This is a genomic window from uncultured Ruegeria sp., assembly GCF_947504215.1.
GTDB lineage: Bacteria > Pseudomonadota > Alphaproteobacteria > Rhodobacterales > Rhodobacteraceae > Ruegeria.
Genome location: NZ_CANNGO010000005.1, coordinates 194394 through 217838, shown reverse-complemented (window position 1 = coordinate 217838; position 23445 = coordinate 194394). Strand labels below are relative to the sequence as shown.

Annotated in this window: 22 protein-coding genes; 8 read left to right on the top strand and 14 right to left on the bottom strand. The window is 56.6% G+C overall.

Features of this window, described 5'->3' with window-relative positions:
- Positions 1 to 154 precede the first annotated feature (154 nt).
- Positions 155 to 841: a response regulator transcription factor gene (locus tag Q1B21_RS11740; protein WP_299889561.1), complete on the top strand. Its 687-nt coding sequence runs from the start codon at positions 155 to 157 to the stop codon at positions 839 to 841.
- On the top strand, positions 835 to 2391 hold the full coding sequence (locus Q1B21_RS11735) for an ATP-binding protein (RefSeq protein WP_299889559.1): 1557 nt from the start codon (positions 835 to 837) through the stop codon (positions 2389 to 2391). Before Q1B21_RS11740 ends, Q1B21_RS11735 begins: the two co-directional genes overlap by 7 nt.
- A gap of 77 nt (positions 2392 to 2468) precedes the next feature.
- On the opposite strand, the gene Q1B21_RS11730 is transcribed toward Q1B21_RS11735, so the two are convergent.
- The 6 genes from Q1B21_RS11730 to Q1B21_RS11705 form a co-directional block, all read right to left on the bottom strand.
- The gene (locus Q1B21_RS11730) at positions 2469 to 3308 is read right to left on the bottom strand and encodes an inositol monophosphatase family protein (protein WP_299889557.1); all 840 of its coding nucleotides are present in this window, start codon (positions 3306 to 3308) and stop codon (positions 2469 to 2471) included.
- Positions 3305 to 5749 carry an FAD-dependent oxidoreductase gene (locus Q1B21_RS11725; protein WP_299889555.1) on the bottom strand — a complete coding sequence of 815 codons (2445 nt, stop codon included), beginning with the start codon at positions 5747 to 5749 and terminating at the stop codon, positions 3305 to 3307. Before Q1B21_RS11725 ends, Q1B21_RS11730 begins: the two co-directional genes overlap by 4 nt.
- 8 nt (positions 5750 to 5757) lie before the next feature.
- Positions 5758 to 6639, bottom strand: a complete 882-nt coding sequence (locus tag Q1B21_RS11720) for a phosphotransferase (protein ID WP_299889553.1) — start codon at positions 6637 to 6639, stop codon at positions 5758 to 5760.
- Between the two features lies 1 nt (position 6640).
- The gene (locus tag Q1B21_RS11715) at positions 6641 to 8632 is read right to left on the bottom strand and encodes a proline/glycine betaine ABC transporter permease (RefSeq protein ID WP_299889551.1); all 1992 of its coding nucleotides are present in this window, start codon (positions 8630 to 8632) and stop codon (positions 6641 to 6643) included.
- Positions 8629 to 9651 carry a glycine betaine/L-proline ABC transporter ATP-binding protein gene (locus tag Q1B21_RS11710; protein WP_299889548.1) on the bottom strand — a complete coding sequence of 341 codons (1023 nt, stop codon included), beginning with the start codon at positions 9649 to 9651 and terminating at the stop codon, positions 8629 to 8631. Before Q1B21_RS11710 ends, Q1B21_RS11715 begins: the two co-directional genes overlap by 4 nt.
- Positions 9652 to 9720: 69 nt before the next feature.
- Positions 9721 to 10668, bottom strand: coding sequence for an ABC transporter substrate-binding protein (locus Q1B21_RS11705; protein WP_299889546.1), 948 nt, complete (start codon positions 10666 to 10668; stop codon positions 9721 to 9723).
- Positions 10669 to 10873: 205 nt separating this feature from the next.
- Between Q1B21_RS11705 and Q1B21_RS11700 the strand changes: the two genes are divergently transcribed.
- Positions 10874 to 11653, top strand: coding sequence for a DeoR/GlpR family DNA-binding transcription regulator (locus Q1B21_RS11700; protein WP_298934427.1), 780 nt, complete (start codon positions 10874 to 10876; stop codon positions 11651 to 11653).
- Here Q1B21_RS11700 and Q1B21_RS11695 read toward each other — a convergent pair.
- From Q1B21_RS11695 to Q1B21_RS11660, 8 genes are all read right to left on the bottom strand, one after another.
- Entirely contained in the window at positions 11650 to 13365 is a 1716-nt protein-coding gene (locus Q1B21_RS11695) for a SulP family inorganic anion transporter (RefSeq protein ID WP_299889543.1), read from the bottom strand. The two genes, Q1B21_RS11700 and Q1B21_RS11695, sit on opposite strands and share 4 nt — an antisense overlap.
- A 134-nt stretch (positions 13366 to 13499) precedes the next feature.
- Positions 13500 to 15182 (bottom strand): bifunctional protein tyrosine phosphatase family protein/NAD(P)/FAD-dependent oxidoreductase, encoded by a 1683-nt coding sequence (locus Q1B21_RS11690; protein ID WP_299889541.1) that lies wholly within the window; start codon positions 15180 to 15182, stop codon positions 13500 to 13502.
- 13 nt (positions 15183 to 15195) lie between these two features.
- A complete protein-coding gene (locus tag Q1B21_RS11685) occupies positions 15196 to 16080 on the bottom strand; it encodes an MBL fold metallo-hydrolase (protein ID WP_299889539.1) in 885 nt (294 codons plus the stop codon).
- Between the two features lie 163 nt (positions 16081 to 16243).
- Positions 16244 to 16681 carry a DUF6691 family protein gene (locus tag Q1B21_RS11680; protein WP_299889537.1) on the bottom strand — a complete coding sequence of 146 codons (438 nt, stop codon included), beginning with the start codon at positions 16679 to 16681 and terminating at the stop codon, positions 16244 to 16246.
- Between the two features lie 3 nt (positions 16682 to 16684).
- The gene (locus tag Q1B21_RS11675) at positions 16685 to 17116 is read right to left on the bottom strand and encodes a YeeE/YedE thiosulfate transporter family protein (protein WP_299889535.1); all 432 of its coding nucleotides are present in this window, start codon (positions 17114 to 17116) and stop codon (positions 16685 to 16687) included.
- 1 nt (position 17117) lies between these two features.
- Entirely contained in the window at positions 17118 to 17333 is a 216-nt protein-coding gene (locus tag Q1B21_RS11670; protein ID WP_299889533.1) for a DUF2892 domain-containing protein, read from the bottom strand.
- A 97-nt stretch (positions 17334 to 17430) separates the two neighbouring features.
- A complete protein-coding gene (locus Q1B21_RS11665; protein WP_299889531.1) occupies positions 17431 to 18096 on the bottom strand; it encodes a Crp/Fnr family transcriptional regulator in 666 nt (221 codons plus the stop codon).
- Positions 18093 to 18563, bottom strand: a complete 471-nt coding sequence (locus tag Q1B21_RS11660) for an Rrf2 family transcriptional regulator (protein WP_299889529.1) — start codon at positions 18561 to 18563, stop codon at positions 18093 to 18095. The genes Q1B21_RS11665 and Q1B21_RS11660 overlap by 4 nt, the downstream gene beginning before the upstream one ends.
- Before the next feature lie 126 nt (positions 18564 to 18689).
- Between Q1B21_RS11660 and Q1B21_RS11655 the strand changes: the two genes are divergently transcribed.
- The 5 genes from Q1B21_RS11655 to Q1B21_RS11635 all read left to right on the top strand — a co-directional run bounded on the left by Q1B21_RS11655 (position 18690) and on the right by Q1B21_RS11635 (position 23323).
- Positions 18690 to 18818, top strand: a complete 129-nt coding sequence (locus tag Q1B21_RS11655; RefSeq protein ID WP_299079108.1) for a hypothetical protein — start codon at positions 18690 to 18692, stop codon at positions 18816 to 18818.
- The gene (locus tag Q1B21_RS11650) at positions 18818 to 20242 is read left to right on the top strand and encodes a cytochrome ubiquinol oxidase subunit I (RefSeq protein WP_299889527.1); all 1425 of its coding nucleotides are present in this window, start codon (positions 18818 to 18820) and stop codon (positions 20240 to 20242) included. Before Q1B21_RS11655 ends, Q1B21_RS11650 begins: the two co-directional genes overlap by 1 nt.
- 2 nt (positions 20243 to 20244) lie before the next feature.
- Positions 20245 to 21249: a cytochrome d ubiquinol oxidase subunit II gene (cydB, locus tag Q1B21_RS11645; protein ID WP_299889525.1), complete on the top strand. Its 1005-nt coding sequence runs from the start codon at positions 20245 to 20247 to the stop codon at positions 21247 to 21249.
- A 221-nt stretch (positions 21250 to 21470) separates the two neighbouring features.
- The gene (locus tag Q1B21_RS11640) at positions 21471 to 22379 is read left to right on the top strand and encodes an MBL fold metallo-hydrolase (RefSeq protein ID WP_299889523.1); all 909 of its coding nucleotides are present in this window, start codon (positions 21471 to 21473) and stop codon (positions 22377 to 22379) included.
- 2 nt (positions 22380 to 22381) lie between these two features.
- The gene (locus Q1B21_RS11635; RefSeq protein ID WP_299889521.1) at positions 22382 to 23323 is read left to right on the top strand and encodes an MBL fold metallo-hydrolase; all 942 of its coding nucleotides are present in this window, start codon (positions 22382 to 22384) and stop codon (positions 23321 to 23323) included.
- The last annotated feature ends 122 nt before the right edge of the window (positions 23324 to 23445 follow it).

Below are 23445 nucleotides of genomic sequence, written 5' to 3'. Positions count from 1 at the left end.
CCGTACAAACTGCAAACTGACGCGTGGTGGCTGGATGGTGATATCAACTGGCGCGTGCCACGGCAGCAACATCAGCCCGTCGTCTCACTTGACCGGGCCGACGGCAGTGTGATCTGTGATCGACACAACAGAGCAAATTCAACGGCAGACACCCATGGCGAACCACATCCTTATCGTAGATGACGATGCCCGCATTCGCGATGTCGTACGCTTTGCGTTGGAGGACTCGGGGTTTCAAACGACAGAAGCCGCAACCGGGTTGGACGCGCTGGAGCGTTTTTCAGATCACCCCGCCGATCTGATTGTGCTGGATATCGGTATGCCGGATATGGACGGGCTGGATACGTGTCGGGAATTACGTCGGACATCGTCGGTGCCCGTCCTGTTTCTAACGGCCCGCGATGAGGAGATTGACCGCATTCTGGGCTTTCAAACCGGTGGGGATGACTATGTCACCAAACCGTTCAGTCCGCGCGAGCTGGTGCTGCGGATCAAAGCCATTCTGGCGCGAGCGGCTCTACCAACCCCGAAAGACACATCAACGATCTATCAGGATTTGCGTCTGGACGAGACCGCCCATCGTTGCACCCTTGCAGATGCCGAGGTTCAATTGACCGGTATCGAATTCGCGGTGTTGGCGATCCTGACAAAAGCGCCTGACCGGGTCTTTTCGCGGTCGCAGCTGATTGAGCTGGTTTATGGGCAAAACACATATCTCTCTGGTCGCACGGTAGACAGCCACATCCGCAACATCCGTCAAAAAGCACGCATGCTTGGCTATCCAGAACTAATCCAGACCGTTCATGGGGTTGGGGTAAAGCTAGGCAACTGTCAGTGCTGAAGGTCACGCGAAAATGGCGCCCATCACTGGCCTTGGTGATCTCGATGGTTTGCCTGTGCCTCGTGGCTTTGCCAATTGTCGGCGTGTTAGGGGCCCGGTTGTCCAGCAATCAATTCGCGCGGGAAACCGAGAGAAGTCTGCTGGCGCAGGCCGCTGTATTCGCCGAGGTTTATGCCAAAGCCTTTGCTGAACATCAGCCCTCACCGCAGGTTGGGCACGAGATGTCCCCAGAACACATCGCGTTTCTTGCGCAGGACTATCACCCGATTCCGCCCAAGTTAGATTTGTTCCACGGACAGGTATCACCCCCCCGCCCAGACCCGGTGACCGCGTCGGACGAGGTTGATCGGCCTTATGCCAAAATATCCGACGAGCTGTCGCATCTGGCCGCGAAGGCCAAGAAAACCACGCTTTCAGGTTATCTTTTCCTGGATCACTCCGGTCAGATCATTGCCGGCAGCGGATCCATGGCAGGGTCCTTCGCGCATGTCCCCGAGGTTGCGCAAGCTTTGCGCGGCGATACCGGGACGCTGCTGCGATACCGGGACGATCAGACCAAACGACATGTGATGAATTCCCTAAGCCGGGACACCTCGTACCGGGTTTTTGTGGCCCACCCCGTTGTATTGGAGAACCGCGTTATCGGCGCCGTTTACCTGTCGCGAACACCAATGGACCTGCGGAAATTCCTGTTTCAGGAACGATATACGCTGGGGTTGTTGGCGATTTTTATGGTGCTGTCAGCCGCATTGGTTGGCGCGCTTCTGTGGCGCCTTATTTCGCGCCCGATCCATGACCTCAGCAGACAGAGCAGAGATGTTGCAAGCGGGGTGAAACAAGTCCCGAGCCCAGTGCCCCATTACGGCGTTCAGGAACTGGCAGATTTGGGTGACAACGTTGTATCCATGGCGTCAACTTTGTCCGAGCGGTCCGCGGCAATCGAAACCTACACAACCCATGTCACACACGAGCTGAAATCCCCCGTCACCGCCATCATCGGCGCGGCGGAACTGCTGGCCGACAGTAATCCGGATATGGCGGGCGACAGGTACAAAAAGCTGGTGTCCAACATTCAGGAAGAAGGTCAGCGCATGAATGCGCTTCTTGGCAGGATGCGTGAATTGGCCAGGGTAAGTGTTCAGACTGACCGGACACCTACGCTGCTCAGCGACATGGTTGCGGCAGCCTCAATCGAGTTTTCCGAGCTAGAGGTTAATCTGCAGGTTGATCCGGATACATGCCTTCCGCTATCGAAAGACCAAGGTCAGATCGTTTTGCATCATCTTTTCCAGAATGCGCTGCAACATGGCGCGACCGAAGTGACAATGACCTTTGATATCATCTCAAACAGCCTGCTGATAGCGGACAATGGCAGCGGGATTTCCCAGAAAAACCGTGCGCGCATTGCGGAACCTTTCTTCACAACCAGACGGGATGCAGGTGGGACCGGAATGGGGCTGGCCATCGTCGCGGCGATACTTGATCAGGCTGGCGCGCGGATCGAAGCATTGTCGGTCGAAACCGGCGCCACGTTTCGGTTGGAGTTCTAAAGTCTTACAAGAAGTGCCGACCCCGACAAAGGCACCAGTTCGGTCCATAGGCAATGGTTGAGCAGACCCAGCGCCCCTTACGCGTTGACCAACGCAAGCGCTTGCTGGTGCAATTCTGGTGTTGAAGCGGAAATGATCCGACCGTCCGAGGATAAATCCACCGGGTTACCTTCCCAGTCAGTCACCACACCACCGGCGGCGTGAACCAACGCAGAAACCGCCATGAAATCATAGGGCTGAAGGTCATAGTCGAACACCAAATCGATGTGACCCGCCGCCAACAGTGCATGCGGATAACAATCATATGCGAAGCGGCGGGTCTGCCCGGATTGCATCAACCGATTGAACAGCTGCGGTTCACTCTGAAAAATCTTATCGCCTTCGTTGACGTAAAGGATCGAGCGGTCCATCCGGGTGGTATTTGAAACGGATATCGGGTCAGCGTTTAGCCACGCACCTTTCCCTTTCACGCCCATATAGACCTCGTTCAAGGCTGGCATCGCGACGACACCAATCTGAGGTTCGCTGTTCTGCAACAACGCCAGCAAAAAGCCGAACAGGGGATGGCCGGACAAAAAAGATCGCGTGCCGTCAATCGGATCGACAACCCACAGGTATTCACTGTTCAGCCTCTTTTGCCCGTATTCTTCGCCATAGACTCCGTGGTCAGGGAAATGACCTTCCAGATAGGCAAGCACAGCCGCTTCGACAGCCTTATCTGCCTGTGTCACCGGGCTTTCATCAGACTTGAAGGACACATCCAGAGTATTGCGAAAGTGGTCCATCACAATCTCTGAAGCAATTTGGGTGATCTGTTTGGCATGCGCGCCAAACCCGGCAAGCGGCCCCAGATGCGTAACCTTGTTCGGATCAGAAAAAGGCAAAGCATGCCTGCCGTGCGAAGACAGTCTTGTCATAGTTTGACCCGCTGCATTTTGGGGTCATATAGGGGCTCCAACTGCACGTTGGCCGCGACACGTTCTGTTGCAACCTCCAGTTCATAAGCTCCGGACAGAACGTCGTTGGATGTCACGCCATCCGCATCGCGCACATAGCCATAGCCAATCGATTTGCCAACTGTGTATCCGTAGCCACCCGAGGTCAGCCACCCAACCCGCTCGCCATTGCGATAGATCGTCTCGCGACCCAGCAGAACGACGTCGGGATCGACGGTAAAGCAGGCCAGCATCTTCTTGACGCCCTCGTTTTTTTGCCGCTCGGACGCTGCACGACCTTTGAAATCTGTGTTCTTGCGCAGCTTGACCGCCCATCCGAGACCAGCCTCAAACGGGGTATGGTCGGGGCCGATATCCGACCCCCATGCGCGATAGCCTTTCTCGAGGCGCAGGCTTTCAATGGCGCGGTAGCCAGCATTCACCAATCCGTGCGGTTTGCCTGCTTGCATCAACGCATCATAGACGGTGTGGGCGTATTCAACCGGCAAGTGCAATTCCCACCCCAGCTCACCCACGTAAGTTACGCGCAGCGCTTTGACCGGGCATCCGGCGATGCCAATGGTGCGGATGGTGCCAAATTTGAACCCGTCATTCGAGACATCGTCGCGTGTTACAGCCGTCAGAATATCCCGCGCCGTGGGCCCCATCAGGGACAAAACTGCATTGGACGAGGTGATGTCGAACAGCTGGCAATTCAGGCCGTCGGGGATGTTGCGGCTGATCCAGTCAAAATCATGGGTGGCAAAGCCGGTGCCGGTGACAATGTAGAACTCGTCATGCGCCACACGACCGACGGTCAGATCGCATTCGATCCCGCCTTTGTCGTTCAGCATCTGTGTATAGATCAGTGCGCCCACCGGCTTGTCCACGTCATTGGCGCAAATCCAGTTCATAGCCGCTAGCGCATCTGGACCCTTCAAAGAAAACTTGGCGAATGAGGTCTGGTCGAACAGCACCGCAGCCTCGCGTGCAGCCTTGTGTTCACGACCCACGGCGGCGAACCAATTTTGACGGCCAAAGCTGTAATCGTCTTTGGCGACCTCACCCGCAGCTGTATCCGCGAACCAGTTGGGCCGTTCCCAGCCCAGCTTCTCGCCAAAACACGCGCCTTGCTGTTTCAGCGCGTCATACAAAGGAGATTTTCGGCAGGGCCGGCCCGAGTCATGTTCCTCATGCGGCCACGCCATGGTGTAGTGCTTCCCATAGGCCTCGACGGTGCGGGTGCGTACCCAATCCGTGTCGAAATGCGGGCGCCCAAAGCGACGGATATCCGCAGACCAAAGATCGAACGGAGGTTCACCCTTTGCAGCCCATTCCGCCAGCACCATGCCAGCCCCGCCACCTGCCGCGATACCAAAGGCGTTAAACCCCGCGCCCACGAAAAAATTCTTGAGCTCGGGCGCTTCGCCGACGATGAAATTGCCATCCGGAGTAAAGCTTTCGGGTCCGTTGGTCAGGGTTTTGATCCCAGCCGTCTCCAGCGCTGGCACGCGGCCAAGTGATAGCTCCATGATCTGTTCAAAGTGATCGAAATTGCTATCGAGTAAAGTGTAGTGAAAGCCCATTGGAATGCCGTCCTTCGCCCAGGGGATCGGGTTGGGCTCATACCCGCCCATGACCAGCCCGCCGACCTCTTCCTTGTAGTAGGTCAGCCGGTCGGGGTCGCGCAGGGTTGGCAGGTCACCGGGAACGCCAAAGGGTTCAGTCACCATGTATTGGTGCTCCATCGGCACCAGCGGCACGTTGACACCAAATCGCGATGCAAAATCGCGAGTCCATTGACCGGCGCAGACAATGACCTTTTCGCATTCGATGCGCCCATTCTCGGTGACAACCGCACGGATCTTGCCGTTCTCGACCTCCAAATCCGTGACTTTGGTATCCTCGAACATCTTGGCACCCGCCATGCGGGCCCCTTTGGCCAAAGCCTGCGTGATATCAGAAGGGTTCGCCTGCCCATCGGTTGGCAGGAAGGCCGCGCCAATGACGTCAGAGATGTCCATCAGCGGCCACAAATCCTGTGCCTCTTTCGGCGTCAGCAACTGCATGTCCAGACCAAAACTATGGGCCGTCGTGGCCTGTCGCTTTACTTCGGTCCAGCGTTCCTGATTGCAGGCCAAACGCAGCCCGCCATTCATCTTCCACCCCGTGCCAAGCCCGGTTTCTTCTTCGAGCTTCTTGTACAGATCCACCGAATATCCCAGCAACTGGGTGATATTGGCATTCGAGCGTAGCTGGCCCACCAGCCCCGCCGCGTGAAATGTCGTGCCCGAGGTCAGCTTTTTACGTTCCAGCAGAACGGTGTCGGTCCAGCCCAGTTTGGCCAGATGGTAAGCAGTCGAGCAACCGATGATACCGCCACCAATAATGACCGCTTTTGCAGAAGAGGGGAGTTCTGTCATATCTGTCCTCAGGTATTTTTGAAATCTGCCAGGGCCGTGCGGAACCGCACGAGGTTTTCGGCTGTGTACGCCGCGTAGTCAAAGTCGATGTCAGATGTCAGTTCGGAAACCATGCTCCACATGGTTTCCCGCAACAAAGACGCGCATTTCATTGCGCTGTAACGGCGGCGCAGATCAGCCGTCACCGGAGCCTCAAAATAGGTCTGCAGCATCCAGTCTTCCTGTTGTGGAGACAGGCCGTTGTTCGAGGCCAGACCACCCAGATCGAACAGCGGTGAGTTGAACCCGGCATAGTCGAAATCGATCAACCACAGACGGCTCCCATCGTCTAGAAAATTGCCGCTCAGCAGGTCATTATGGCCGAACACAATGTCATAGGGCCCGGCCTCCTGTTCAAGGTGATTGCCCGTCTCGACAAGCTCGGGCACCAGTGACAGATGCGAACTTCCTCGGTCTTTCAGCGTTGCGGCATAGTCCCGGATGACATGAAACACCCAGAACACCAGCGATGGGCCGCGTAGATATTTGGGAACATCGCGATGGCAAGATTTCACCAACTCCAGAATACGGGGCAGCATATCGGGCTGGCGCACATCCTCTTCGGTCAACGTGCGGCTTTCGACATAATCCAGAACCGTCAGATCGCCCGCAGCATAAACCACCGCCGGTGAAAGCCCTGCGGCATGCGCTGCCTTGTTTGCCGCTAATTCGTTAAAGCGCATGACCTGATGCAAAGGAATATCTGCGCCCACACGCACGACAAATTTGCCTGCCCTGTCCTGAACCAGATAATTGACGTTGGTGATGCCACCAACCAGAGGCTGGGCTGTGATGTCACCCTGCCAGATGGGCAACGCGCGGATGCGGGTCATCAGATCGGGTTGATTCATCTCAACTCTCCAGTCCAAAGCGGATCCGGGCCTGACGTGCACCGGCATTGATCAACCTGTCGGCGATAATTGCAATGAATGCGATGGACAGCCCTGCAACCAGCCCCCGGCCGGTATCTGCCTTGGTCAGGGCAATATAGACCTCCTGACCCAGATCGCGCGTGCCCACCAGAGCGGTTATCACCAGCATGGACAGGGCCAGCATGATCGTCTGGTTGATACCCAGAAGGATCTCGGGCAGAGCCATTGGCAAACGGATATGACGCAACAGCTGTCCGGGTGTGCAGCCCGAGACAAGCCCGGCCTCGATCAGATCCTCGCTAACTGATCGCACCCCGTGGGCGGCATAGCGCACCGCCGGGGCCAGCGCGTATAGCACGATGGCGATCAGCGCTGTGAAATCCCCAACGCGGAACAGCATCACCACCGGGATCAGATAGACAAAGCTGGGCAGGGTTTGCAGCGTGTCGATCAGCAGGTTGATCACCGTACCCGCACGTTTGTTCAACGCCGCCAGGACACCCATCGGAACCCCGATCAACGTCGCCAGGATCACCGACGCGCCGCACAGATAGACCGTGACCATTGCCTTGGCCCATAGGCCCGACAGCAGGATCAACGAAGCCATGCCGCAACACAGCAGTGCCAGCCGCCAGCCCCCCGCATGCCAGCCCAGCAAGGTCAGCATGGCAATTGCCCAAAGCCACGGGATACCCAGCAGAACCTTTTTGATCGGGATCATAAACCAGTTCAGGAAAAAGACTTTGATCGCTTCGAACGTGTCGAAATAGTTCACATTCAGGTATTCGACCGTGTCATCCCAGAAGGCACCAGTGGTGATTGTCTGGCTCTCGGGGTATTCCAGCAACAGGGGCGAGAATTGGCCAAGCACCCAGGTCAGAACCAGCAGGATCAGAACCAGCGTTGTGCGGCGGTGCCTGTGCACCCACGGGCCAGCGGCAGGTTTATGGACCTGACCCATACGCTCGGCAAAGGCCTGGCTTAGCCTGTCTACGGCGATGGCCAGAACAACGATGGCGATGCCAGCCTCGAACCCGGCGCCAATATCAAGCCGACGCAATGCAGCCAGCACGTCAAACCCCAACCCGCCCGCACCGATCATTGAGGCGATGATGACCATGTTCAGTGTCAGCATGATCACCTGGTTCACGCCGACCATCAGGCTATGACGGGCAGAAGGCACAAGAATCCTCCACATCAATTGCCGCTTGGTGGAACCCGCCATGCGGCCAAAATCCAGAATTTCCGGGTCAACAGCTTTCAGCGACAAGGTGGTGATGCGCACCATGGGTGGTGTGGCATAGATGATTGTCGCAACCAGTGCCGAGATTGGGCCAAACCCAAACATGAACAGAATAGGCACAAGGTAGGCAAAGATCGGGATTGTTTGCATCAGGTCGAGGATAGGCGAGATGATGCGTTCGAACACCGGGTGGCGATAGGCCAGAATGCCCAGCATCAACCCGCCACCCGCGCCAATCGGCACCGCAATCAAAACCGATGCCAACGTGACCATGGCGCTGTCCCATTGGCCAAAGATCGCCAGATACAGGAAACACGCGCCGACAAGTATGGCCAATCCCCAATCGCGGCAATACTGGCCCAACGCAACAACGGCGGTCGTCACTACGATCCAGCTGATGGCGGGCAATAGGACCTGCGCGTCATTCCCCTGACCACGGGCAAACCCGTCCGCCAAGAGGGACAGAACAAGGTTGTAGGGCTGCTCAATGACCCAAGCGATGGTCCGCGTCACATCGGTGAAAGACACCGGCCCGACGGCGGCATCTTCGATCAACCACGCCATCGCCGACGAGATATACGTTTTGAACGGGATCACCCAAGCCGATGGGAACTTTGTCAGCCATCGGGCATCCAGCGTCTTGGACAGGTCGCGCCCGAAGTACCCAAGCAGGATCGTAAAGATCACCAGTCCCAGAATGACCGTCTGTTTTCGAGTCAGACCGATCATGCGCGATCGCCCTTGCCGAACAGCACACGTGCAACTGCTTTGCGGTCGATTGACCCAACCACTTGCCCTGCCCCGTCTGATACCGGCAGGGGCGCGTCTGCGGCGATGATCTGTTCGGCGACATCAGACACTTTTGCATTCAGCGGGATGGGATCGCCTTCGCCACGCAATTCGCCACTCATCACGCCGCCCACGGTCAGGACCTTGGATCGCGGAATGTGATGGGTGAATTCGGCCACGTAATCTGTGGCAGGGTTCATCACCAATTGTTCGGGGGTGGCGATCTGGATCACTTCACCATCTTTCATGATCGCGATGCGATCAGCGAGGCGGACGGCCTCTTCGAAATCATGGGTGATAAAGACAATTGTCTTATGCAGTCGTTCCTGAAGACGCAGAAACTCATCCTGCATTTCACGTCGGATCAACGGATCAAGTGCGGAAAAGGGTTCATCCAGAAACCAAATGTCCGGCTCAGTGACTAATGAGCGGGCGATGCCCACGCGTTGCTGTTGCCCGCCGGACAGTTCACGCGGGTAATTGTCCTCACGCCCTTCGAGGCCGACTAGCTCGACTACCTCGCGCGCTTTTGATTCGGCGTCCGGTTTCGGAACGGCCTGTATCGTCAAAGGGAACATAACATTTTGCAGAACAGTCAGATGTGGCAGCAGTGCAAAATGCTGAAATACCATGCCCATCTTGTGGCGTCGGATTTCGATCAGCTCGGCATCGCTGGCGCGCAGCAGATCAATCCCGTCGAACAGCACCTCACCACCAGTGGGTTCGATCAGGCGCGACAGGCATCGCACAAGGGTGGATTTGCCAGACCCGGACAGGCCCATGATGACAAAAATCTCACCCTCGGCAATTTCGATATTCGCGTTGCGTACCGCGCCTATGACACCGGCCGAGCGGATATCCTGCTCAGTCGGATTAGCGGATCGCTGCAACAAAGACGCAGCGTTGGCACCGTAGAGTTTCCAAACATTACGGCAGGACAATTTCGGCTTCGGAGTCATTTTGCGTTCCGGTCGAAAGGCTGGAAAAGGACCGGGGCGAGAGAGAGGAGGCTGCCCCGGCCATACGGATTACTTCGAGACCCAACCAGACCAGCGATCTTTGTTGGTCTGCATCCAATCCGCAACCACAGTGTCGATTTCGACCCCCTCCAGGTCTGCCTTGCCGACCATGGCGCTCATTTCGTCATTTTCGATGGTGTAGGCTTCGATGATGTCATAAGCGCCGGGCCATTTTTCCTGCAGACCCGACCAGGCCGCTTTCCAAATCGGGCCTCGGGGCTTGCCGCAATCATAGGCCATATTTGGGTTCACGCCGACCGATGGGTCCGAATAGCATTCCGCTGAGAACGGTGGGAATTCGACGAATTCGCCATCGTATTTTGCCGGAGCCCAATGCGGGACATAGACCCAAAGCATGATTGGATCTTCGCGCTGGTAGGCAGATTCCAACTCGGCAAACAAGGCGGCATCGGTGCCTGCATGGACAACTTCGAATTCAAGCTCCAACGCCTCAACACGTTCTTCGTCAAAGCCACCCCAGGTTACGGGGCCACCTACGTAGCGTCCCATCGGGTCAGTTTCAGCTGTGGCGAATTCTTCTGCGCAGTCTTTCAGCGCCTCCCAATTCGGCAGGCCGGGGCAGCGGTCTTTCATGTACGAGGGGTACCACCACTCTTCGATCGCCATCAGCCCGGTCTCACCCACATTGACCACATTGCCGGTGGCGGTGGCTTCGTCCAACGCTTCGCGACCAGTGGTTTCCCAGATTTCCATTGCCAGGTGCAGGTCGCCGGTCTTAAGACCCGCAAACTGTGCGATGTAGTCGGCTTGCACATATTCAACGTTGTATCCCGCCTGTTGCAGGATCGAGCCCATGATCTTGGTGTTGATCAATTGGCCCGACCAGTCGTGCAGCGTCAGCTTGATCGGATCGGATGATTCTGCCGCCCAAACTGCGGATATCGATGTCGTTGCTGCGAAGGCGAATGCGCCCAAGGCACTGATTTTTCGTGTCATCTCTTGCTCCCGGTTGTGGCTTTTTGTGAGTATTGTTCTTCTTATTGAAAACAGACTGCGGAAAATTTGCATATCAGTCAATTAAAACCACATAATGTCACAAATTATCACCTAAAAGCCTCAATATTCTGGAGTTTGGCGCCGGAAACTAGGCTTTTTGTTGCGTTTCATCACAGCGCTTCTTATCACACCGTGCGGAGGCACCATGACGAGACCAAGAAAAACCACGAACCAGCGTGAGGAAGAGATTCTGCGGGAATTGCAGCGCGCTGGTGGTTCGTGCCGCGTCAGCTATTTGGCAAATCGACTGGATGTTTCGAACGAGACGATCCGCCGGAACATCCGAACGCTCGAGGATGCGCAGGCCGTTCGCAAGGTTCATGGTGGTGTTCATCTTGTTGAATCTGTCACAGAGCAACCTTTTCAAAGCCGGATGGACACGCATGCACAGGAAAAGGCCAGATTGGCCGCTTCTGTCGTTGAAATGATCAGCGATGGAGATTCTGTGTTTCTGGATATCGGATCGACGACGGCATATGTGGCAACTGCACTCAAAGTCAGATCAAATTTGCTGATCGTGACCAACTCGGTTTTTGTCGCGTATACCCTCAGCTCACATAACAGCAATCGAGTCTTTTTGGCGGGCGGCGAGCTGCGTCAGCACGATGGGGGCGCATTTGGCGCCGAGGCGATTGAGCTTGTGCAAAAACTGAATGTTCAGTTTGCGATACTTTCGATCGGCGCAATCAGTGCTGAAATGGGCTTTATGCTGCACGACCTGCAAGAGGCCAACCTGACCAAAATCGCGGCGAAGAACGCCCAGATTCGCATTGCCGTCGCCGATGGTGAAAAGTTCAACAAACGCGCGCCGATTGCGTTGGATAACTCGGTGCAACTGGATGTTCTGGTGACAGATCAAGACCCCCCTGCCGAGATCGCCACAATGCTTCGGGATCGTGACATCGATCTGGTTGTCGCAAACTAAATTCTGGACGCCAGGGTTTTCCACGCATCATATTGCGACAGAAACACCTGACCGTGCAGCTCATCCAGAAAATGCGAGGTCTTAAGCCGATCCATGACCGGCCCTTTGACCTCACTCAGGTGCAGTCCGACACCCATGTCGCGCAGCCGGTGATTGATTGCCTCAAGGCTTTCCAGCGCCGAGTAGTCAACCTCGTTCACGGCCGAAAACATCAGCACGACATTCCGGATCTCACACCCGTCGGTCACACGCGATTGGGTCAGATCCTCAAGGAACCGTGCGTTGACGAAATACAGGCTTTCATCCACCCGCAGCGTCACTAGTGTAGGGTCGGTTTCTACCTTGTGGCGTAGGATGTTGCGGAAATGCTGAGTACCGGGCACCAGTCCAACCTCGGCCACGTGAGGTCGCGACGTTTTGTAGAGATGCAGCAGGATCGAGGTGGCGACGCCACTGGCCACACCAACCTCGACCCCCATCACAAGAGTCAGCACGATGGTTGCAGCAACAGCGGTGAAATCGGCTCGGGAATACCGCCAGGTCTTTTTTAGGATCGACATATCCACCAGGCTGAGCACGGCCACGATGATCGTTGCGGCTAACGTGGCTTTGGGCAGAAAGTGGACAAGCGGCGTCAGGAACACGGCCGCGAACGCAAGACCGATCGCGGTGTAGGCTCCGGCAGCGGGGGTTTCGGCGCCTGCGTCGAAATTGACAACGGATCGCGCGAACCCGCCCGTGACAGGATAACCACCGGTAAAGGCGGCGCCCAGATTGGCCACGCCCAACCCGATCAGTTCCTGATCTGGATCGATCCTGTGCCGCTTTTTTGCAGCCAGCGTTTGCGCGACCGAAATGCTTTCGACGAAGCCGATGATCGAGATCAGGATCGCGGGCATCAGCAATGCACTGACCAGATCGGGCGAAAACCCGGGCATTGTCAGCGGTGGCAGACTTTGCGGAACCTCGCCCACAATCTTGACGCCATGGCCTGCCAGCCCCATTGCCCAGACGGCAACTGTTGTTGCAACGACGGCCGCCACAGGGCCGGCCTTGGTCATCACATCCGCTAAAAGGGGTGGGATGCCTAGACGGAGCAGTATTGGCTTTAGGTTCTTACGAACCCAGAACAGGAACCCCGTGGCCAAGACACCAATGATCACCGTAATGCCGTTGACCTGATCAAGATGGCCCAGGATTGAGCCCAGCATTTCGGGCAGAGTATGCCCGTGCGCCTCGACGCCCAGAATGTGCTTAAGCTGGCTGGTTGCGATCAGAATACCGGACGCAGTAATAAACCCGGCGATGACCGGATGGCTGAGGAAGTTGGCCAGAAAACCAAGGCGAAACACACCAAGCAACATCAGAAACCCCCCCGATAGAAAGGCCAGCGTCAGCGCAGCCACCGCGTAACCCGCCGTGCCCTGTTCCGCCACCTGCCCCACTGCTGATGCTGTCAGCAAGGACACGACAGCCACCGGTCCGACCGCCAACGCCCGGCTGGTGCCAAATATCGCGTATAGAATGATCGGCGCGATCGACGCGTAAATCCCCGCTTCGGGCGGCAGCCCGGCCAGCAACGCATAGGCCAGCGATTGCGGGATGAGCATGATCGTGACGATCACTGCCGCAATCAGATCGTTGGACAGCGCTGCCCGATCATACTGACGGCCCCAGTCAAGGATGGGGAGGTATCGAAGAAAACTTTGCATCGGATCAACGCCCTGAAACGGCGGCCGTCAGAGCCTTACAGCTCTGACCACCTGACAATGGTTGGACAAAATGGGGATGGGCCCGAATAGATCAGCCGTTCTGGATTTCGGCGCTGTTTTGGCCAGGCGTCGGGCTACTCGGCCGCCACGTTCAAAGGTTCAGGTTTCGCCATCCACTCTTTCCCCTTCAGCATGGCCGACCAATAGATCGGCGGCAGGAGCTTTTCCTTCAAGATCCAGGCCGCCCGTGTCGGCTTGGTCCCGTCGACAAAAAACTTTGGAAAGCTGGGCTTGAGCACACCGCCATAGCCGAACTCGGCCAATACGATCTTGCCGCGCTCGACCGTCAAGGGGCAGGACCCGTAGCCATCATAGGCTGAAACAGGCGAACCGCCATTGATGTCAGCCACGATATTGTCCGCCACGGTTGGGGCCTGCTTGCGCGCAGCGGCGGCCGTTTTGGCATTTGGCGCATTCATAACATCGCCGAGCGACCAGATGTTCTCAAAGCTTTTGTGGCGCAGCGTTGCCTGATCCACATCGACCCACCCCACAGCATCCGCCAGGGGCGAGACGCGGATAAAATCGGGTGCAACCTGCGGCGGGCAAACATGCATCATGTCGAAATCGACGGTGACCTGCTGTGGTTTAGTGTCCGGCGTGCCCACAGTGAATGTCGCCTTTTTTGCGGCACCATCCACGGCGGTCAGGTTGTGGAAAAAGTTCAGCGTCGCGTCGTATTTCTGAACATATTCCATCAAGGCCGGAACGTAGTCTTTGACGCCAAACAAAACGCCGCCCGCATTCATGAACTGAATGTCAACATCCCTCAGAACGCCGCTTCGGAACCAGGCGTCACCGGACAGATACATCGCCTTTTGCGGCGCGCCAGCGCATTTGATGGGCATTGGCGGTTGCGTGAACAGCGCGCGACCTTCTTTCATCTCTTTTACCAATTGCCAGGTATAAGGCGCCAGGTCGTAGCGATAGTTGGACGTCACTCCGTTACGACCCAGTGTTTCCTCAAGCCCCTCAACCGCACCCCAGTCAAGCTTGAGCCCCGGTGAAACAACCAGACGACCGTATTTCACCACCCGGCAGCCGTCCAGAATGACCGCGTTGTTCTGCGGCTCAAAGGCGGCCACAGCGGCCTTGATCCATTTGACACCGCGCGGGATCAGAGACCCCATGGTCTTTGCTGTCTGTTCCGGTGAAAAAACACCGCCCCCGACCAAGGTCCAGCCGGGTTGGTAATAGTGCACATCCGAAGGATCGATGATGGCGATCGAAAGGTCGGATTTGCGTGCATGCAAGCTGGCCGCTGTCGCGATCCCTCCGGCGCCTCCACCCACGATGACCACATCGAAAGACGCATCGCCAGTATCCGTCGGGGTGCGGCCACCATTTGCGATACGGCGGGCCACGCCGCTCATGTCATAACCGGCGGCTTTTGTTGCGGCCAGAACTTCAGAGACCGGACGCTTGTGTGCCGCCTCGTTCAGCGACCACAGCGTCGCCGACCGTGTCCCGGTTCGGCAATAGGCCAGAACCGGCCCCGGCAATTCCGTCATCGCGATACCAAACGTTTTGGCATCTTCATCCTTGACCAACCCAGTTTGCACCGGGGCATAGCGCGCCTCGATACCGACGCGCTCGGCCGCAGCTTCGATCTCTTCAAACGTGGGTTGATCGGCCCCTTCACCATCGGGTCGGTTGCAGATGATTGCGCGAAACCCAGCCGCTTTGATAGCCGCGATATCATCCTGCACGATCTGAGGGGAAACCGAGAGCGTATCAGATATCTTCTTCATCTCCATGCTCGTATCCTCTTCACAGCGCATTCACAGGCACTTTGAGCATCGGGTTTCCGTCCTTGTCGGTCGGAACTTCACCAGCCCGCATGTTCACCTGCAAAGACGGAATGATCAGTTTCGGCATGGCCAGCGTCGCGTCGCGTTCAGTCCGAAACTTGACGAACTCTTCCTTTGTTTTGCCACCGCCTACATGGATATTATGTGTTTTCTCCTCGGCAACTGTAGTTTCCCATCTGATATCGCGCCCGTTGGGGCCGTAGTCGTGGCACATGAACAAACGTGTTTCGTCCGGCAGGCTCAGCACTTTCTGGATCGAGTCGTATAGCGTACCGGCGTCGCCTCCCGGAAAGTCCGCCCGCGCCGATCCACCATCAGGCATGAACAACGTGTCCCCGGCGAAGGCTGCATCCCCCATGACATGGACCATGCAGGCGGGGGTATGGCCGGGGGTGTACATGGCAAACGCGCGCATGTTGCCGATCATGTAGGTATCACCATCCTTGAACAGCGCATCAAATTGGCTGCCATCACGTTGAAACTCGGTGCCTTCGTTGAACACTTTACCGAACGTGTTTTGAACGACCATGATCTTGTCGCCGATTCCGATTTTGCCGCCCAGTTGCTGCTGGATATAGGGCGCCGCCGAAAGGTGGTCGGCATGCACATGGGTTTCGATGATCCACTCCAGAACCAACCCTTGTGCTTTGACCTGACGGATCAGTTCATCCGCGTGATCATAGGTGACGCGACCGGCGGCATAATCAATGTCCATCACACTGTCGACAATGGCGCAAGCATTGGATGTCGGGTCTTTCACGATGTAACTGATTGTATTCGTGGCCTCATCGAAAAACGCCTGAACGTCGGGTTTGACATTCATATCAATGGGGTAGTCAATCATTTCAGTTCTCCTGTTATTGGTCAGGGCGGATCGGTGACCTCGGCCCTGATCCATAATCAATTCGTGCAATGCGCATGGCGGCCTGCCGCGCCCGGTTAAAGGCGCCGGTACAGCGGCTGCGGCTTGGAGTCTGAGTGCTGGCTGTCGCCCTGCTGATCGCTGTTCAGGCGTTGGCCGAGCGGGAAAACAACGGTTGGCCTTGCAGGATACGGGCCAAAGCCAGGCCCACAGCGACCGCGCCCAGAAACAACAAGACCTCCCACCGGCCTGTTCCTATCGCTGGAATGGCGGCGCCGGGACAGAACCCTGCGATCCCCCAGCCGATTCCGAACAGTGCCGACCCACCGATCAGTTTTGTGTCGATAACCTTCGAGGTCGGGATCTGAAACAGGCTTGCAAACAACGGCGCATCGCGGCGCCAGACAAGGCGGTAGCCGACAAAGGTAACCACCAAGGCACCCCCCATCACAAAGGCCAGGCTGGGATCCCAAGTTCCGGCCAGATCGAAGAAGTTGAGCACCTTGGCCGGGTTCATCATGCCCGAGATCGCAATCCCGAGGCCGAACACAAGGCCGGTCAGAAATACAAAGATCAGTCGCATCCCCTACCCTCCGAACATGTGGCGGATCACAAAGACGGTGATTGCAGCAGTCACCATGAAGGTCGGCACGGCCACAAGCGAGCGCACGGACATGCGCGACAGGCCACATACACCGTGACCGGATGTACATCCGGACCCAAGGCTCGCGCCCAGCCCAACAATCACACCGCCGATGACGATCATCAGGGGACTGATCGGAACGTCAATTGCAGGCATGTTGCCAGTCACTGCATAGATCAGGCCCGGCGCAAGGATCATCCCTGCCGCCAGTACCGCCCGCCAGGAAAGCTCGGCCGTGTTTTTAGCAAAGACCAGCCCGGACATGATGCCGGTGGCCCCCATGATGCGCCCAAGGCCCAGCATCAGCAACACGGCCCCAAACCCAATCAGCAAGCCGCCGCTCAGAGACGCAAATGGGGTGAATGCGGTTTCCATATCAGCAGGCCTTGCAGGTCTTGATGCCGAGCAGCGAATACAGCGGGCAGATTTTCATGGCCGAGGTCAACAAAACGACGCCCCCGATGACCGCCGTGCCATATTTGTACAGCGGTTCGGCAAACAAAGGCTGGGCACTGAAGAAGGCAAGGTACAGCAGGGCCAGACCCAGCGCGGCGCGCAGCACTCGGTCGATTGCTCCGACATTGGCGGTCATCTCGTTCTCCTATTTCTAAAGCTCGTCTGAAAATATAACTTTGAGAACAGATCTTCAGTGACAATGTCACCCAAACTCAGAAATATTCCACGATACCTCAATCGCTTTGCGCCAGCGCACGTAATGCGGGCTTGTCGATCAATGAGATTTGACCACGCGACTGAGCGACCAAGTCGCGCTTTTGAAAATCATGCAAGACCCTCGACACCACTTCACGGGCGGTCCCCAACTCGCTGGCAAGCTGCTGATGTGTGGCTAGAATTTCGGCCTTGTCGCCGGCAAGGGACAGAAGACGTTCGGCCAGCCTGACATCGATGCGCCCGAAGGCAACGTCGTCCACGACCCGCAGCAGGTCGATCAGACGACGGGAATAGGCCGCAAACACGAAATTGCGAAACGCGTCCTCTTCGGCAGCCAGCCGGTCGAAGGCGGGTTTTGGCAGCACAATCGCCGTCACATCTGTTTCGGCGACGCCCTCTGCATTATACGCTTCTTCTGCCAACATGCAGGCGGTGGTCAGAACGCAGCTTTCACCAGCCTCGACCCGGTAAAGCACTATCTCACGCCCTGATTCCGAGCTTTGCGACACCCGGATCCTGCCTTCGTAGAGGAAAAACAGGCTGTCCGGCACGTTATCCGGACCAAAAACCTGACTACCTTTGGAAAACCGCACGATGCGCGCAGCCGAAACAAGGCGATCGCGGACGGACCGAGGCAGCCTGCTTGTACCTTGAAAACGTTCGGTCCAGTCCGTGATTGTCATCGCGCTTTCCCGATGGGTGCCACTATGCCGTCCTCAATCGGAGCAATGCGCGCCAGCAGTTCACCTTTGTTCGAAGCGATATCCGCCAGGGTCAGATCATCCAGCACCGCCATGAATGCATGTGTTGCCTTCTGCATCGCAAGTGACAGCTTGCAAATGCCGATCAATGGGCATGTGTTTTTCTCCGGGTTGAAACACTCGACAACATCCAGCGGGCCCTCGGTCAATCTGATGACATCGCCGATGACAATTTCACCCGGTGGCTTGGCCAGCAAAAACCCGCCGCCCCGACCGCGCAAGGTCTTAAGGTATCCGGCGCGCCCAAGCTCGTGCACGATTTTCACTATGTGAGTTCGGGCCAACCCGTGGACGCGAACGACATCGTCTACCCGAATACGATCGGGGGCCTTCAGTGCCGCAAGTTGCAAGGATCGCAGCGCATAATTCGAATAAGATGTCAGCTTCATTTTGTCCTCTCGAACAAAACTCTAAAAAGAATATAACTTTTCTACAAGCCCAGTGATTTTGTCACTGAAGACGATGCTGAACCCACCTATGTGGATTGCAAACGACAAGATCGGAAAGGAAGACTCATGTCACGAATTCCTGGTGATGTTGCTCTGATCGTCTCATCTGAAATCTCAACATGCTCCAAGTGGGCGCTGCGGCGCCTGTCCTCTGCGATGGCGGCCATTCGCCTTGTCGAAAAGGAACCGATCTAATGCTTGAAAGTTTTAGTGCAGAGACCCTGGCGCGGGTGCAATTTGCGTTCACAGTCTCGTTCCACATTATCTTCCCGGCGTTTTCAATTGGACTGGCCAGCTATTTGGCAGTGTTGAACGGATTGTGGCTGCGAAAGCGGGACGAAACCTATTTGAACTTGTTCAACTACTGGAAAAAAATCTTTGCCATGGCGTTTGGCATGGGCGTCGTTTCGGGCATTGTGATGTCCTATCAGTTCGGCACAAACTGGTCGGTGTTTTCCGACAAAGCCGGGCCGGTTGTTGGGCCGCTCATGGCGTATGAAGTGCTGTCAGCCTTTTTCCTCGAGGCTGGGTTTCTAGGCATTATGCTGTTTGGCCGGGACCGCGTAGGCGACAGGCTGCACATGTTCGCGACAGCCATGGTGGCGGTTGGCACGTTGATGTCGGCCACCTGGATTTTGGCTGTGAACAGTTGGATGCAGACACCTGCTGGCTTTGGTATCGGCGAAAACGGGCAGTTCATTCCGCTGGATTGGTGGGCCATCACATTCAACCCCTCATTCCCTTACAGGTTGGTACATATGGTGCTGGCCGCCTTTCTGACTGTCGCCTTTGTGGTCGGCGCTGTCAGTGCGCTGCATTTGCTGCGCGACCGGGCGGATCGAGAATCCCGCCGCGCCTTTTCGATGGCCATGTGGATGGCGGTTGTGGTCACGCCGATGCAGATCATGGCGGGCGATCTTCACGGCCTGAACACGCTGGAACATCAGCCTATCAAAGTTGCCGCGATGGAAGGTCATTTTGACCGGGAAGGCGATCATCAGCCCTTTGCCTTGTTTGGCATCCCAAACGAAAAAGACGGTCGGCTGGATCATGCGATCGAGATTCCGTATCTCGGCTCTCTGATCCTGACCCATACCATTGACGAGCAGATCAAGGGTTTGAACGAGTTCGCCCGGGAAGAGTGGCCACCGGTCGCGATTGTGTTCTTCAGCTTCCGGGTGATGGTCGCGATCGGCTTTGCGATGCTGGGCCTGGGCCTGTGGAGCATTTGGGCACGCTGGCGCAACGGGTTGTATGACTGGCCATGGTTGCATCGCGCAGCGCTTGTGATGGGGCCAAGCGGGTTCGTCGCCGTGCTTGCGGGATGGATCACGACCGAGGTCGGCCGACAACCTTATACAGTTTATGGCCTGCTGCGCACATCGGACAGTTTGGCCCCTGTGGACGCCCCCGCTGTTGCCACATCGCTAGTGGCTTTTGCGGTGGTCTATTTCTTCGTCTTCGGGGCGGGCGTGTTCTACATCCTGCGCATGATGAACCAACGCCCAGCGACCCCGAAGACTGGTCTTCACGACGGGCCAGTCCGCGCCGCAGGTATTACACCTGCAGCACAGATTGATCCCAATTTCATTCCCGGCGCTCAGCCCAAGGAGAATTGATCATGCCATTCGATCTTGCCTTTATCTGGGCCGGTATCATCGCTTTTGCCGTTCTTACCTATCTGGTGCTTGACGGCTTTGATCTGGGTATCGGCATTCTGTTCCCGTTTGGGAAATCCGACCACGACAGAGATCTGATGATGAATTCGGTCGCGCCAGTCTGGGACGGCAATGAGACCTGGCTTGTGATGGGCGGCGGCGGGCTTTTTGCCGTCTTCCCGCTGGCCTATGCCGTCTTGATGCCAGCGCTCTACATCCCGATCACCCTGATGCTGTTAGGCCTGATCTTTCGCGGTGTGTCCTTTGAATACCGCTGGCGTACCAAACGCTGGAAGGGTGTGTGGGACATGGCCTTTTTTGGCGGCTCGGTGCTGGCCGCGTTTTGTCAGGGCGTTGCACTTGGTGCTTTGGTGCAAGGCATCGATATCGCCGACCGCGCCTATGCGGGTGGCTGGTTTGATTGGCTGACGGCGTTTTCAATCCTGACCGGGCTGGCCGTTGTCATTGGCTATGCCCTGCTGGGCGCGACATGGCTGGTTCTGAAGACCGAAGGCGACTTGCAGCTCCAAATGCGCGGCTATTCGTGGTGGCTGGGAGCAATGACGCTGGCACTGATCGGACTGGTCAGCATCCTGACCCCGTTTCAGGACGCAGTCTATTTCCAGCGCTGGTTCAACCTTCCGGGCAGCCTGATTTCGATGGTGGTCCCATTGCTTATGCTGGCCCTGACTTGGACGTTTTTTGCCGGGCTCAATGACCGGAAGGATCTGCAACCCTTCCTGTCGGCGCTTGGCTTTTTCGTACTGAGTTTCATCGGGATTGGTATCAGCTTCTACCCGATGATCATCCCGCCATCCTTGACAATCTGGCAAGCGGCCGCACCGGATGAAAGCCTTGCGTTTGCATTGGTTGGAACCGTGATCCTGATCCCGATTATCCTAGCCTACACGGCCTATGCCTATTGGGTGTTCCGCGGCAAGATGGACCCAAATGAGGGGTACCATTAATGGCAAGCGGTCTTCGTTGTCCAAGTGGCTTTGGTTTGCCGGGCTTTGGCTAGCCGGGGTCGCTGTCTTGGCAATCGTCGCTTTTGCCATCCGTCTGATGATTTAAACGCCGAACAGCCCGGCACTTAGCCCGGACATCCAGTCCCAAAGCGATATAGTTTTCTTGCGATCCAATTGATATTCATTCATATTCGTATAAGAGAATTCAATGGAGGGATGTGATGTCATTTTCGCGCCGCAGGTTTCTGCAGGCCACCACGGTTGCGCCGTTGGTAAGCGCCCTTCCAACTCTTTCGAAAGCCGAAGTTTCAATTGGGTCCGCAACCCTTACAACCATAAGCGATGGCTACCTTACATTGCCCGGCAGCTTCCTGTTTGCGCCCATGCCGCAAGACGACCTTGCGCCGATCCTGGCAGAGTATGATGTGTCGGGCGAAACGCTCCTGCCCGAGTGCAACCTGACCCTTTATCGCGATGGGAAGAAGACGGTTCTTTTTGATGTGGGATCCGGCGCGGATTTCATGCCTTCCGCCGGGACGGTGCTGGACAGTCTGGACGCTGCTGGGTTGGCACCGGAAGACATCACACATGTCGTGTTCACCCATGCCCATCCCGATCACATCTGGGGCCTTCTGGATGAGTTTGACGAGCCTGTGTTCTACAACGCGACCTATATGATGGGACGAGCCGAGTGGGATTACTGGTGGAACCCGGAAACCGTGTCTGACATCGGTGAGGCCCGCGCGGCCTTTGCCGTCGGTGCCAAGCGTCGAATGGAAGCGATCGAAGACAGCGTTCAACTGTTCGATACCGATCAAGAGATACTGCCAGGGATCGCTTCCGTCTCGACGCCCGGACATACGCCGGGGCACATGTCCTTTGAGATCAGGCAGGGAAATTCAGCCGCGATGATTGCAGGCGATGCGATTGGCAATCACCACGTGGCGTTTCGCAAACCAAGCTGGCTCAGCGGGTCTGATCAGAACGCAGAACTGGCTGCGACAACCCGGCAGATGCTGTTTGATCGCCTGACGCACGAAGACCTGAGCCTTGTTGGATTTCACCTGCCCAACGGAGGCATTGGTCGCGCCGTTGCAGACGGTGACGGTTATCGGTTTATCGAGGGTTGATCATGCACAAAACTATCTCTCTGATCCTTCTGGCGTCGCCGGCTTTTGCCAGCGAAGATATTGCAGATCAGTATCCGGGATCCCCGCTGTACTCCAAACCGGTCGAAGTCATTCCACATGTATGGTCCGCGATAGGTGCAACTGCCCCGCCAACCTACGACAACAGTGGTCACAACAATAACCTCAGCTTCATAGTGACGGGGGACGGCGTCATCGTGATCAATGGCGGGGCGGCCTATATTCTGGCACGGGCATTGCACGAAGAAATCAAGGCCATCACGGACCAACCCGTGAAACTGGTCATCGACGAGAACGGTCAGGGTCATGCTGTGTTGGGCAATTCGTACTGGGCCGAACAGGGTGTACCGATCCTGGCACATGTCGACGCGGCGCATGAGGTCGAGGAACAGGGAAACCGGTTGCTTGAGCAAATGAAGGGCTACAACCGGGACAAGGCCGAAGGCACGTTCATTGCCGCCCCGACCGAGACGTTCGAAGACAAGAAAATCATCGAAATGGGAGGGTTCCGGATTGACGTGCTGCATCTGGGCCCCGCGCACGGGCCGGGTGATACCCAGGTGTGGCTGCCCGATCAGGGTCTGGTCATTGCCGGGGACATGGCCTTTCACGAGCGTATGCTACCCATTTTTGAGAACACGATCGTGCTGGACTGGATCGAAACCTGGGAAACAGCCTTCGAGCCCTTGAATGCCACCTATGTCATTCCGGGGCACGGCCATCCGACCAACATGGATCAGGTCCGTCGATACACGCACGACTATCTTGTCTATCTGCGCGAGAAAGTCGGCGAACATCTGGACAATGGCGGGGATCTGGCCGAGGCCTACTATGTTGACCAAAGCCCCTACGCAAATTTGGATACGTTCGAAGAACTGGCGACCCGCAATGCCGGACGCGTGTACGAGCAGATGGAGTTTGAGTAGGCGGGTGCCACCGGGTGTCTCCAAATTGAACACCCCGAGATTGATATTTCGACTGCCGGTTAGACCCGCCACAATTGCGCGAAGTCAAGGACGCTCTGAAACAGCCGATGCATGGTGGTTCA

Excerpts from the sequence above, each read along its gene's own strand:
- Q1B21_RS11740 (WP_299889561.1), top strand. The coding sequence starts at position 155 with ATGGCGAACCACATCCTTATCGTAGATGACGATGCCCGCATTCGCGAT.
- Q1B21_RS11730 (WP_299889557.1), bottom strand. The coding sequence starts at position 3,308 with ATGACAAGACTGTCTTCGCACGGCAGGCATGCTTTGCCTTTTTCTGAT.
- Q1B21_RS11725 (WP_299889555.1), bottom strand. The coding sequence starts at position 5,749 with ATGACAGAACTCCCCTCTTCTGCAAAAGCGGTCATTATTGGTGGCGGT.
- Q1B21_RS11720 (WP_299889553.1), bottom strand. The coding sequence starts at position 6,639 with ATGAATCAACCCGATCTGATGACCCGCATCCGCGCGTTGCCCATCTGG.
- Q1B21_RS11715 (WP_299889551.1), bottom strand. The coding sequence starts at position 8,632 with ATGATCGGTCTGACTCGAAAACAGACGGTCATTCTGGGACTGGTGATC.
- Q1B21_RS11710 (WP_299889548.1), bottom strand. The coding sequence starts at position 9,651 with ATGACTCCGAAGCCGAAATTGTCCTGCCGTAATGTTTGGAAACTCTAC.
- Q1B21_RS11705 (WP_299889546.1), bottom strand. The coding sequence starts at position 10,668 with ATGACACGAAAAATCAGTGCCTTGGGCGCATTCGCCTTCGCAGCAACG.
- Q1B21_RS11700 (WP_298934427.1), top strand. The coding sequence starts at position 10,874 with ATGACGAGACCAAGAAAAACCACGAACCAGCGTGAGGAAGAGATTCTG.
- Q1B21_RS11695 (WP_299889543.1), bottom strand. The coding sequence starts at position 13,365 with ATGCAAAGTTTTCTTCGATACCTCCCCATCCTTGACTGGGGCCGTCAG.
- Q1B21_RS11690 (WP_299889541.1), bottom strand. The coding sequence starts at position 15,182 with ATGGAGATGAAGAAGATATCTGATACGCTCTCGGTTTCCCCTCAGATC.
- Q1B21_RS11685 (WP_299889539.1), bottom strand. The coding sequence starts at position 16,080 with ATGATTGACTACCCCATTGATATGAATGTCAAACCCGACGTTCAGGCG.
- Q1B21_RS11680 (WP_299889537.1), bottom strand. The coding sequence starts at position 16,681 with ATGCGACTGATCTTTGTATTTCTGACCGGCCTTGTGTTCGGCCTCGGG.
- Q1B21_RS11675 (WP_299889535.1), bottom strand. The coding sequence starts at position 17,116 with ATGGAAACCGCATTCACCCCATTTGCGTCTCTGAGCGGCGGCTTGCTG.
- Q1B21_RS11670 (WP_299889533.1), bottom strand. The coding sequence starts at position 17,333 with ATGACCGCCAATGTCGGAGCAATCGACCGAGTGCTGCGCGCCGCGCTG.
- Q1B21_RS11665 (WP_299889531.1), bottom strand. The coding sequence starts at position 18,096 with ATGACAATCACGGACTGGACCGAACGTTTTCAAGGTACAAGCAGGCTG.
- Q1B21_RS11660 (WP_299889529.1), bottom strand. The coding sequence starts at position 18,563 with ATGAAGCTGACATCTTATTCGAATTATGCGCTGCGATCCTTGCAACTT.
- Q1B21_RS11655 (WP_299079108.1), top strand. The coding sequence starts at position 18,690 with ATGTCACGAATTCCTGGTGATGTTGCTCTGATCGTCTCATCTGAAATC.
- Q1B21_RS11650 (WP_299889527.1), top strand. The coding sequence starts at position 18,818 with ATGCTTGAAAGTTTTAGTGCAGAGACCCTGGCGCGGGTGCAATTTGCG.
- cydB (WP_299889525.1), top strand. The coding sequence starts at position 20,245 with ATGCCATTCGATCTTGCCTTTATCTGGGCCGGTATCATCGCTTTTGCC.
- Q1B21_RS11640 (WP_299889523.1), top strand. The coding sequence starts at position 21,471 with ATGTCATTTTCGCGCCGCAGGTTTCTGCAGGCCACCACGGTTGCGCCG.
- Q1B21_RS11635 (WP_299889521.1), top strand. The coding sequence starts at position 22,382 with ATGCACAAAACTATCTCTCTGATCCTTCTGGCGTCGCCGGCTTTTGCC.